Genomic DNA, 11,057 nt, shown 5'->3' with positions numbered 1-11,057 from the left:
GCCGTATGACGAATACCCCTGCGATGAACCGTTATAGCTGGTATGGCAAATTACCCAGCGCCGGTGACTTTTTGCAGCGTCGCTTTCCTGACACCTTACAGCGTCAGTGGTCACACTGGTTTCAGGTTGGCCTGCTGGCCTGGCAACAGGAAGAGCAGCGCAGCGGCGAACGCCAGTTTAATAAAGCCCCGGTCTGGAATTTTGTCGTCCCGCCGATGCTGGACAGCCAGATGATCCAGATGGGTTGTCTGTTACCCGGACGTGACAGCGTTGGCCGACAATACCCGGTGTGCATTCAACTGAGCTTCACCCCGGCCGAATGGTCGTCACGCCTGCTCGGCCAGGCCGAAAGCTGGTACCAGCAGATTGGCCGCGTGGGATTGCACGCGGTGCGCAACAGTTTCTCCGCCCCACAGCTTGATGACGTATTGATGGCCATTCCGGCACCGCAGCCTGTAGAGCCGCAGATGCGCTCCGATATTCTGGACGTGATTGGTTATGAAGAGGACGGCCAGACCACGCTGGGATGGCCGCAGGCGGCAGAGTGCTTTGATCCGCTTCGCCAGACCAGCTTCTGGTGGACGAACCGCTGCGACGGATACCCCCTTTACACCCACGTTCACAGCGGAAACTTTACCGGACAGCTTTTTACGCTGCTGTTCGATCCGGCAGGCGGTGCCCGCCCGGGCCGTCACGGTCTTTATCCGCCGATGTTTGAATAAGCAGGGACTCCATGAATATTGATGAATTTCTCGCGCCGATCAGTGCCGAAAACCCCTGCGGCGAAAACCTGGAATACGACGCCGATTTTCAGGCGATGGGGCAAGCCAGCCTGGGCAAAGCTGAGCAACAGTTCGGTGACACCATTATTCCTGCGGAACCTGCTGACTGGAATACGGTAGAAAAACATGCCACCAGCCTGCTGGGCCGCACCAAAGATCTCCGCGTGATGCTGGCACTCACCCATGCCTGGACACGGCGTCGCGGGCTACCGGGTTACGCGGATGGGCTGTTGCTGGTACAGGAAGCGCTGTCGCGTTATTGGGAGCGACTTTATCCGCTACTGGAAGAGTATGGCGAAACCGATCCGTTCTACCGCATTAACGCGCTTGCAGGGCTGAGCGATAAATCTGACCTGACCCTTGCCGTGCGCAATGCCTCGTTGTTGCGTTCGAACGGCGATGAGATCTCGCTACGTGATGCGCAGGCACTGCTTGACGGCAGTAAAACCGAATGCCCGGATTATCCCGGTGGTCGTCCAAGGCTGATTGATGAGCTGGCTCGCGGCGACCAGCCCGGTACCGCAGCGGTCATTGTGATGAATGAACGGTTGCGGGCCATACGCGAGCTGCTCACCGGGTATCTCGGTGAAAGTGGCGTACCGGAGATGGAACAGCTACTGAAAACAGTCGGGCTGGTTGCCAGCGCCTGTCAGGTGACGGATATCAGCAAGCTATTGCCGACCCGAGAGGCGCAGGCCGAACAAACTACAGCGTCTGTCACCGCCGTACCAGCCGTACAGCAAGCGACAGACTGGCGTAGCGTGCAGGTGACCAGCCGCGCCGATGCGCAGCTGATGCTGGAGAAAGCGAAGCAATATTTTGCGCAGTACGAACCAAGCCACCCCGCACCGCTGATGATTGAACGGGTGCAGCGGCTGTCTGAACTCAACTTTATGGACATTATTCGCGACCTCGCGCCAGACGGCGTTAACCAACTGGAAAACATCTTTGGACGCCGCGAATGACGCGTCCAGGCATTATGACGACAGGCATGGCGTCTGCCGTTTTACCTTCACCGCGCATCTTTGATGGAGAACATCATGGCAATGAGTAACAGTGGGCAGAAATTCATCGCACGTAACCGTGCTCCCCGCGTGCAAATCGAGTACGACGTAGAGATCTACGGTGCAGAACGTAAAATTCAGCTGCCGTTTGTGATGGGCGTTATGGCCGATCTGGTCGGTAAACCGGTGGAAAATCTGCCGGCCGTCGATGAGCGCAAATTCCTTGAAATCGACATTGATAACTTCGACGAACGCATGAAAGCGCTGAAACCGCGCGTGGCATTCCAGGTGGATAACACGCTGACCGGCGAAGGCAAACTCAACGTCGATCTGACCTTTGACAGCATGGACGACTTCCTGCCGGATGCGGTGGCTCGCAAGGTTGAGCCGTTGAACAAGCTGCTGGAAGCGCGCACTCAGCTTTCCAACCTGCTGACCTACATGGACGGTAAAAATGGGGCGGAAGAGCTGATTGCGAAAATTCTGCAGGATCCCACGCTGCTCAAATCCCTGAGCCAGTTGCCAAAAAATGACGAAAGCGCGAAAGGTAGCGAGGAATAATCGATGAGCAACCAGACTCAACAACATGAGCAGCAGGCGGACCTGGCGTTCAGCCAGGACGAATTCAGTGCGCTGCTGAATAAAGAGTTCCGCCCGAAAACCGATCAGGCGCGTTCCGCCGTGGAAAGCGCGGTAAAAACGCTGGCGCAACAGGCGCTGGAAAATACCGTCACTTTCTCCAACGATACCTACCGCACTATTCAAAATCTGATTGCCGGTATCGATGAGCAGCTGTCACAGCAGGTGAATCAGATTATTCATCACGATGAGTTTCAGACGCTGGAAAGTGCGTGGCGTGGCCTGAGCTATCTGGTGAATAACACGGAAACCGATGAGATGCTGAAGATCCGCTTCATGAGCATCTCTAAACAAGAGCTGGGCCGCACCCTGAAACGCTACAAGGGTGTGGGCTGGGACCAGAGCCCGATCTTCAAGAAAATCTACGAGCAGGAGTACGGTCAGTTCGGTGGTGAACCGTTTGGTTGCATCGTCGGCGACTACTACTTCGACCACAGCCCGCAGGACGTTGAGCTGCTTGGTGAAATGGCACGCATCGGCTCTGCGGCGCACTGTCCGTTCATTACCGGTACCGCGCCGGGCGTGATGCAGATGGAATCCTGGCAGGAGCTGGCGAACCCGCGCGACCTGACCAAAATCTTCCAGAACACCGAATATGCCGCCTGGCGTTCACTGCGTGAATCCGAAGATGCGCGCTATCTGGGTCTGGTGATGCCGCGCTTCCTCTCGCGTTTGCCGTACGGCATTCGTACCAACCCGGTCGACAGCTTTGACTTTGAAGAGCAGACCGACGGCGCGAACCACAACAGCTACTCCTGGGCGAACGCCGCTTATGCGATGGCGGCCAACATCAACCGCTCCTTCAAAGAGTACGGCTGGTGTACCTCCATTCGCGGTGTGGAGTCCGGCGGGGCGGTTGAAAACCTGCCGTGCCACACCTTCCCGAGCGATGACGGTGGCGTGGACATGAAATGTCCGACCGAAATTGCCATCAGCGACCGCCGCGAAGCCGAGCTGGCGAAAAACGGCTTTATGCCGCTGGTTCACCGTAAAAACTCTGACTTTGCCGCTTTCATCGGCGCGCAGTCTTTGCAAAAACCGGCCGAGTACCACGATCCGGATGCGACCGCCAATGCCCGTCTGGCATCACGCCTTCCGTATCTGTTCGCCTGCTGCCGTTTTGCCCACTACCTCAAGTGCATCGTGCGCGACAAAATCGGCTCCTTCCGCGAGCGTGAAGAGATGGAGCGCTGGCTGAACGACTGGGTAATGAACTACGTGGACGGTGACCCGGCCAACTCCTCCCAGGAGACCAAGTCCCGTAAACCGCTGGCGGCTGCGGAAGTGCAGGTGCAGGAAATTGAAGACAACCCGGGCTACTACGCCGCGAAGTTCTTCCTGCGTCCGCACTACCAGCTGGAAGGTCTGACCGTCTCCCTGCGCCTGGTTTCTAAACTGCCATCGCTGAAGACGAAAGACGCGTGATGAAGGTTACCGGCCCGTAGGGGCCGGTAATATTTGAGTACGCACGAGACAGTTAATGAATTTGGCTGCGAAGACATCAGATCGCGAAAGGATACTAAATGAAAGGTTTCTGTTTTTTCCTTGTCTGCATGACATCTTATGCGTATAGCGGAAACAACGACCCGGATTTTTACCAGAGGCAAACATACAGGCAGGTCGTAAAAGATTTGGTTCTGGCGCGTTGCCTTTCACAGGTGGCAGATAAAGGCAGCCTGTTTTCTTCTGATGCGGCCCGCAGTGCGAGTGCATTCATTGAGTGGATACCTTTCGATGCTGAAAACGGCACTGATAAAGTGGATGCCCTCATTGGGAAATATAAAGATCACATTAACGGTTTTCATGCTGAACGAAAGCCCGATGTCAAAGGCGTCACATTAAATTGTCTGCGTCTTTATCATAGTGACGAGCTTAACAAGCTGGCTTCTCAATTAATTATCGGAAATCCTGATCACACCTGGAGTCAGGATAACCCGCAGTAGTAAAGACTTCACATTCTTTCCGTTCACTCAGGGGGAATGTTAAGACTGTCAAATGACATGAGTCGTTTGATATGAGGCAGAGGTAAAATATGGACGGTTTTATTCAGCCCCATGCTTTCCTGTTTGCCATATAAGGGCTTTTTCGAAAGCAATATTGTTCATTCACGAAGAGTAGATATTATGGCTATTGATATGTTTCTGAAGGTCGAGGGTGTTACGGGTGAATCTAAAGATTCTAACCACACCGGCTGGACTGATATTACCTCCTTCTCCTGGGGCGCATCCCAGCCAGGTAATATGAGTGTCGGTGGTGGTGGCGGTGCCGGTAAAGTTAACTTTAACGACCTGCACATTAACGCACTGATCGACAAATCTACCACAGCAGTTCTGAAGCACTGCGCGAGCGGTAAACACCTGACCAAAGTTGAACTGTCTGTTTGCAAAGCAGGCGGCCAGCAGGTTGAATATACCCGCATCACGCTGGAAGATGTTCTGGTGACCTCCGTCCAGTATACCGGTGCAGACAACGGCGATACCGTTGGTGTGACCTATGCATTCCAGGCTGCGAAAGTGAAACAGCAGTACTGGGAGCAGACGACTGCCGGTGGTAAAGGTGCTGAAAGCAGCGCTGGCTGGAATATCAAAGAGAACAAAGAAGCGTAATTGCGTGAGTGGCCGGGGAGTTTGCCCCGGCCATTATCAACCGGGAAGGAAGATAACATGGCAAGTTTGCAGGAAGGAGGAGCTCGCTCGCTCACCATTGGTGAAATTGCGCTGGCGAGATCTGTCTTTAGTGATGCAATAAAATACTCAGAAGTTAAAGTGCATAATAAAAGCTACCTGCCTTTTAATATGCAATCTAACAATGTTGCGATGACTCCCAATGGTGAGCTTTATTTCCGCGAACCACATTATCGTGATGATTTCTCCACTGAGATTCCTCGATATAAGCATTGGTTTATTCACGAAATGGTTCATGTTTTGCAACATCAGATTGGAATGAATGTTCGTACTCGTGGCGCATTTAGTTGGGCTGCAAGTTATAACTACTCTTTACCACCGGATAAGAAGTTGTCTGATTTTGGAATGGAGCAACAAGCATCGATCATTTCTGATTATTATTATCTGGTAAATTACGGTTTGGGTGACTTTCGAAATATCGCAGGTTTTGAAGGTATTATCGGTTCAGACTTAAATGATAAATACCGTCAGGTACTATCGTTGTTCCTCATCAATCCTAAAGAACGGCGGGTGTGGTTATGAAAAATATATTTTGTGTCTTAGCGATAACGTTAATGGCGAGTGCTTGTGTATCTCACCCGGCACAATATCAACCGCTTTCAGTTACGTTAAAAAATAATCAACCTTGTTTTGCTATCCCGGCAAATTCCGGATTAGAAGAGCCGATCACCAGCCACTCACCTACAGTAATGAAAAAAACGGGTACTGAATGGGAAACGGTTTCTCCGCCATCCACATTTAGTCCCGTTGTAACGTTAAACACTCAACAGTGTTATCAGTGGAGCGGTATTTCATGGCAAACCGGAGAATATGATGTCGCGCTTAAGGTTGCGGGTAAAAACGAATCTGTCCGTTATGCCGCTCGATTTGTATTAGAAAAAAATGCCTCAGGCCAATTTACGATTTCACAGAGTGAATAGTCGTTGAAAAATTTTACGCGTTAACCCCCAAACGCCGCCGTTCTCGCCCCGAGAGCGGCAGCGTTTGAGCGCTAATCATACCAGCAGGAATACGCCATGCGATTCACGATTATTTCTACGAAACCCGGTCATCAGCCGCCACAGAGTAGCTGCGATTTCTATGCCCCGGGGGGCACTATTGGTCGCGGTACGGATAACAATCTGGTGCTGCCGGACAACGACCGTACCATCTCGCGTCTGCAGGCCATTATCCACGTTGACGCACAGGGCGAATGCCGCGTCACCAACCGTGGCAGCGTCACCCGCGTGGTATTGAACGATATTCCGCTGGAGCGAGGGCGTCAGGTTGAGCTGCAGGATGGGGATATTCTCGGTATTGATGACTACCGCCTCGAAGTGACCGACCTTATCCACGACACTCAGCCAGTCAGCCGTATGGCGGCCAGCATGCAACAGCAAGCCCGTCCGACAGTCGCACCTGCGCCTGCTGTAGAACCGGGGACGGTGAACGCGCCACCTCGCGCGAAAAGTGAACCTACCGCGGTGCCGACGGAAATCTGGGACAGCCTGATGCAGGAGTTTTCCATCTCCGACAGCATCTCCAGCAACCGGACGAAGCCGCAGCCTGCGGCATCACACGATCCGTTCTCTCAGCCTGCCGCGCCGGAACGTAATGCCGAAGATCCGCTGGCGCTCTTTAACGATAGCGACCTGAAGCTTGAACGTAAGAATGTCGATCCTGATGCGTTGTTTAACGACGAAGCCTTGTTCAGGAATGAAAGCATTTTTGACGACGTTACCCCCTCAACGCTGGTGCCGCCAGATGAGGATACGCCCTCCCTGCCAAAAGAAGAGGCGACGGATGAACTCGATCCGCTGGCCCTGTTTGGTGGTTCGGCCAGCGCACCAGCGGCACGCAGTGATGACCCGCTTGGTCTGATGGGCGGTGCGCCATTAACTCATCCGGATGAAATTATTGCCGCTCAACCGGTAGCAGAGCAGGAAGAACAGGTGCCTGCAGAATCTGCCCTGTTTGCACCTGAACCTCAGGAAACTCTGCATGCTGTAGATGAAGAGCCCGTGCGTCCGGATTACGCCGGGTTCACCCTGCCAACGCCGCAGGCCGTTGTACGCAGCAATGCGCAAACCCCGAAAGGTCGTCTGCGTATCGACCCGGTAAAAAATGCAGCGTCCCCATCGGCGACCGCACACAGTGGAGATAAGGGGGAGGTGCTTCAGGGTGAACTGCTGGAAGCATTGCTTGAAGGTATGGGGCTGAGCGAAATGCAGCCTGTGCCGCAGTTTAACCGTGAAAATATGCGCCAGCTCGGCCAGATTCTGGGCATGTTCTCTCAGGGCACCGTGGCGCTGCTCTCTTCGCGTTCCATTCTCAAACGCGGTGTAAAAGCCGATATGACGATGGTGCTCGATGATGCGAACAACCCGTTCAAGCTGTTGCCAACCGGTAAAACGGTATTGATTCAGATGTTCGGGACCCCGATGCCAGGCTTTATGCCACCCACAAAATCCGTACGTGATGCACTTATTGATCTGCAGGCGCACCAGCTGGGGATGATCTCCGGCATTCGCGCCATTATTGCCGCGATGCTGCAATCCTTTAACCCAGAACAGCTCGAAGAGCAGGCGAAGCAAAATGGTATGACATCGCGTCTGGCGCTGCCGGGCAGCCGAAAGGCCGCGCTGTGGGACTATTTTGTGCGCAGCTATGGTGAGACGGCCGGTGAAATTGAGGACGACTTCCATACCCTGTTTGGTGAGGCCTTCCTTCATGCCTACGACATGGAGGTTAATCAGTACAAAGACTCACAGAGCGGATCGGAAGAAAAATGAATATCGCAACGGCTTCTCTCTCCCGCCAGGGGACGCGCGCCAGCAACCAGGATCAGACGGGAGAAACCATAGGGGAACGTTCAGCCTGCTTTGTCGTCTGTGATGGCATCGCTGGCTTGCCGGGTGGCGAGGTGGCTGCTGAGCTGGCCCGCAACAGCATTATTTCCCGCTTCGATGGCGACAAACACCTCAATGCGCAACATATCCGCGATTATGTGCAAACGGCGAATCGCACGATCCTTAATGAACAACAGGTCGTCCAGGAACATCACCGGATGGGCACAACGCTGGTCAGCCTGTTTATCGACAGGGATTACCGTCTGGCCTATTGGGCGCATGCCGGGGATAGCCGCCTGTATCTGTTCCGCCGTGGCTGGCTGTGGCATGTGACCACCGACCACAGTCTGGTTCAGCAGATGAAAGATGCCGGACACCAGACCGATAACCTGAACAGTAACCTGCTGTATCTGGCGCTGGGTATTGAGAACGGGGGGCCGGAAGCGAGCTACAGTGACGTGGTTCAGGTCGAAGACGGCGATGCTTTTTTACTCTGCACCGACGGATTCTGGCATGGCGTCAGTGAAGAGCAGATGAAGCAGTCACTGCACATGGTCAATACGCCGCAAGAGTGGCTGACGTTAATGAACCAAATCATTCAAAAGAATGGCGAACAGGAGGGGAATGCTCAGGATAACTATACCGCCGTGGCGGTGTGGATGGGCAGCCCTCAGGACACCACTTTGCTGCATACGCTCTCTGACGCGGCACAATTTCTTCCCTGCGGAACTGATTAGACACACAAGGACTGATATGAAACTTTGGCTATCGGGTTTGGCACTTCTGGCGGTGGCGTCCACCGCACAGGCTGAAAATTTCCGCATCGTGCAGTCACCTGCGCAGAAGCTGGATATCTGGATCGACGGTATTAAAGACAACACGCCACAGAGCTGGTGTAAGTCTGAGGTTGCGCTGCGTATTGTGGCGAACGGCAACAAAAACGTGTCTGTGCTCGAAAATTTTGTGCCACGTCTTGGCTCACTACTGGAACACCAGTGCAGCAAGCTGAATAAACTCAACTGGACGCTCAACGATCCCACTGGCGTGACGCTTGCACAGGGTACCGCCGGTAAAGCGCAGGACTGGGCGCTGGTGGTGAAACAGCAGCAGGCTACGGCAGCCAACACCGCCACCAGCACTGCACTATTACCGCCTGAGCAAAACCCTGAATCACACACGGTGGCAGCAGACCGTACACCGTGGCAGGAGTTTACCCTTCTGGATGGTTGCCATCTGCGCACCTTCTGGGAGGGCGGTTCTTCTGAACCTGCGATATTTATTCCGGACTCTGACACCACCCGCTGTGGAAATGGCAGCTGGCTGAGCGGTCACACGGTTATCTCGCAATCCCGCAGTGGGGCGCAGAAAGAGATGGCGGTGACGTACATTCACGGTTTCCCGGTGATGGGATTAAATAAAAGTGCCGATCCGGAAAACGCCCTGATCACCACTGTCAATAAAGAACGCATGGTGTTCAGCACCAGGAATAGCGATCAGAGCTGGATGATCCTGCCTTACGACAGCACCCTGAATGGCTGGAAAAGTAACGGTACGGTGGCGGTAGAAATCTCTCGTGAGACAGCCAGCGACGACGCAAAACTGCAGGCGCGCATTGCCGCGGTGAAACAGGTCTGGAGTGCCTGGGTTGCTCCCGGTACCCCTCTTAATATTGTCCTGATTGACACGCTTCGCCCTCAACTGCGCGAGCCGGCAGTGGGCACCTGGCGCGCGGCAAATTAAGGAATGGCTATGAACACTCTCTATCAACACCTGGCCGGTGAGTCGCTCAGTGACGCACTGCAGCGCATTGAAGCCGGGATCAAAGCCCGACCGGCGGACGCCGATCTCCGCGCCGCGTTTGTGCAGTTTTTAACACTCAGCGGTAACTGGACGCGGGCTCTGACCCAGCTGAAAAGCTGGCTGGCACTTAAACCCCAGGCAAAACCGACCGTGACGCTGCTGGAACAGTCCATTGAGGGCGAGCTGCAGCGTGCCCGGGTTTTCGCAGGGCAGGCTCGTCCGTCCATGCCGGAGGCGCAGTGGCCGTGGTTAACCCTGCTTGCCGATGCGCTCATGGAGAGCGGAGAGCGCGCTCAGGCGTTGCGTCTGGCTGCGCTGGAGCAGGCATCAGCGAATGCCGGCCAGCGGGTGTTCGAAAACGAAGAGACGCAGGCATTTGAGTGGCTGATGGACGGTGATGCCCGTCTGGGACCGGTGTGTGAAACCCTCGTCAATGGCCGTTATTTCTGGCTGCCGTTTAGCGCTATCGAAGAGATCCGTTTCCAGGCTCCTGCCAGTGTGACCGACCTGGTCTGGCGTCATTCGCTGGTACGTCTGACTGACGGTACGGAGCAGGTCTGTCAGATCCCTGCACGCTATCCCTTTGCTGATGATGCTTCAGACGCCGTCAGGCTTGGGCGCACCACAGAGTGGTTACCGCTCGACAGCGAAGGCACGCTTTACGAAGGCATGGGGCAGAAGGCCTGGCTCAGCGAGCAAAGCGAAAGCCCGCTGCTGTCGCTGAGTCTCGTGACGTTTGCAACGGATGGAGCACATGAGTAATCCCGCTGGCGAAGGCGACCTGCTACGCAGTGGCTGGCAAGCCCGCAACAGACAGGAAAAAGTGGGGGCGCGCGACAAAATGCAGCCTTCACTGCTGGATCGCCTCACCGATAACGACCCGGAAAAAAAACGTGAGGCGGCCAACAGCAATCTGATTACCCACGCGGCGCTGCGCCGCAGCGTGCTGCGGGATTTACAGTGGCTGTTTAACACCATTAACCATGACGCGTCCTGTGACCTGGGTGCGTTGCCGCAGGTGAAACGCTCTGTGGTGAATTTTGGCGTTGCCCCGCTGGCGGGGAAGAGAATGTCAGATATCGAATGGCACGACCTTCAGCGCAAACTCACCGAGGCCATCATTAATTTCGAACCCCGTATTTTGCCCCAGGGGCTGCAGGTTCGCTGCGTGTCTGATACCTCCTCGCTGGATCTGCATAACGTTCTGTCCATCGAGATAAAAGGGCGTTTGTGGTGTGTACCGTACCCGCTGGAGTTTCTGTTTCGCACGGATGTTGATCTGGAAAACGGTCATTTTGAACTCAAAGATGCGGGGTAATC

General features: G+C 54.5%; 13 protein-coding genes. All 13 read left to right on the top strand.

Going from position 1 to position 11,057, the window contains the following annotated elements:
- Positions 1-5: 5 nt before the first annotated feature.
- The 13 genes from tagF to tssE all read left to right on the top strand — a co-directional run bounded on the left by tagF (position 6) and on the right by tssE (position 11,055).
- Entirely contained in the window at positions 6-722 is a 717-nt protein-coding gene (gene tagF, locus HV318_RS04455) for a type VI secretion system-associated protein TagF (protein ID WP_182271741.1), read from the top strand.
- A gap of 11 nt (positions 723-733) precedes the next feature.
- Positions 734-1,747, top strand: coding sequence for a type VI secretion system protein TssA (tssA, locus tag HV318_RS04450; RefSeq protein ID WP_182271740.1), 1,014 nt, complete (start codon positions 734-736; stop codon positions 1,745-1,747).
- 75 nt (positions 1,748-1,822) lie between these two features.
- A complete protein-coding gene (tssB, locus tag HV318_RS04445; protein ID WP_008502644.1) occupies positions 1,823-2,347 on the top strand; it encodes a type VI secretion system contractile sheath small subunit in 525 nt (174 codons plus the stop codon).
- Between the two features lie 3 nt (positions 2,348-2,350).
- Positions 2,351-3,850 carry a type VI secretion system contractile sheath large subunit gene (tssC, locus tag HV318_RS04440; RefSeq protein WP_182271739.1) on the top strand — a complete coding sequence of 500 codons (1,500 nt, stop codon included), beginning with the start codon at positions 2,351-2,353 and terminating at the stop codon, positions 3,848-3,850.
- Positions 3,851-3,948: 98 nt separating this feature from the next.
- A complete protein-coding gene (locus HV318_RS04435; protein WP_182271738.1) occupies positions 3,949-4,368 on the top strand; it encodes a T6SS amidase immunity protein Tai4 family protein in 420 nt (139 codons plus the stop codon).
- 180 nt (positions 4,369-4,548) lie between these two features.
- Positions 4,549-5,031 (top strand): Hcp family type VI secretion system effector, encoded by a 483-nt coding sequence (locus tag HV318_RS04430; RefSeq protein ID WP_182271737.1) that lies wholly within the window; start codon positions 4,549-4,551, stop codon positions 5,029-5,031.
- Between the two features lie 57 nt (positions 5,032-5,088).
- Positions 5,089-5,631: a hypothetical protein gene (locus HV318_RS04425; protein ID WP_182271736.1), complete on the top strand. Its 543-nt coding sequence runs from the start codon at positions 5,089-5,091 to the stop codon at positions 5,629-5,631.
- Positions 5,622-6,029: a putative T6SS immunity periplasmic lipoprotein gene (locus HV318_RS04420; protein WP_182271735.1), complete on the top strand. Its 408-nt coding sequence runs from the start codon at positions 5,622-5,624 to the stop codon at positions 6,027-6,029. Before HV318_RS04425 ends, HV318_RS04420 begins: the two co-directional genes overlap by 10 nt.
- 96 nt (positions 6,030-6,125) lie before the next feature.
- The gene (gene tagH / locus HV318_RS04415) at positions 6,126-7,880 is read left to right on the top strand and encodes a type VI secretion system-associated FHA domain protein TagH (RefSeq protein WP_182271734.1); all 1,755 of its coding nucleotides are present in this window, start codon (positions 6,126-6,128) and stop codon (positions 7,878-7,880) included.
- Positions 7,877-8,674 (top strand): PP2C family protein-serine/threonine phosphatase, encoded by a 798-nt coding sequence (locus tag HV318_RS04410; protein WP_182271733.1) that lies wholly within the window; start codon positions 7,877-7,879, stop codon positions 8,672-8,674. Before tagH ends, HV318_RS04410 begins: the two co-directional genes overlap by 4 nt.
- 16 nt (positions 8,675-8,690) lie before the next feature.
- The gene (locus tag HV318_RS04405; protein ID WP_182271732.1) at positions 8,691-9,677 is read left to right on the top strand and encodes a hypothetical protein; all 987 of its coding nucleotides are present in this window, start codon (positions 8,691-8,693) and stop codon (positions 9,675-9,677) included.
- A gap of 9 nt (positions 9,678-9,686) precedes the next feature.
- The gene (locus HV318_RS04400) at positions 9,687-10,499 is read left to right on the top strand and encodes a type VI secretion system accessory protein TagJ (RefSeq protein WP_182271731.1); all 813 of its coding nucleotides are present in this window, start codon (positions 9,687-9,689) and stop codon (positions 10,497-10,499) included.
- Positions 10,492-11,055, top strand: coding sequence for a type VI secretion system baseplate subunit TssE (tssE, locus tag HV318_RS04395; RefSeq protein WP_182271730.1), 564 nt, complete (start codon positions 10,492-10,494; stop codon positions 11,053-11,055). Before HV318_RS04400 ends, tssE begins: the two co-directional genes overlap by 8 nt.
- Positions 11,056-11,057: the final 2 nt, after the last annotated feature.

This window comes from Enterobacter sp. RHBSTW-00901 (assembly GCF_014103115.1).
GTDB lineage: Bacteria > Pseudomonadota > Gammaproteobacteria > Enterobacterales > Enterobacteriaceae > Enterobacter > Enterobacter cloacae_P.
The sequence above is the reverse complement of the archived record's forward strand: the minus strand, read 5'-3'. Positions and strand labels throughout refer to the sequence as shown.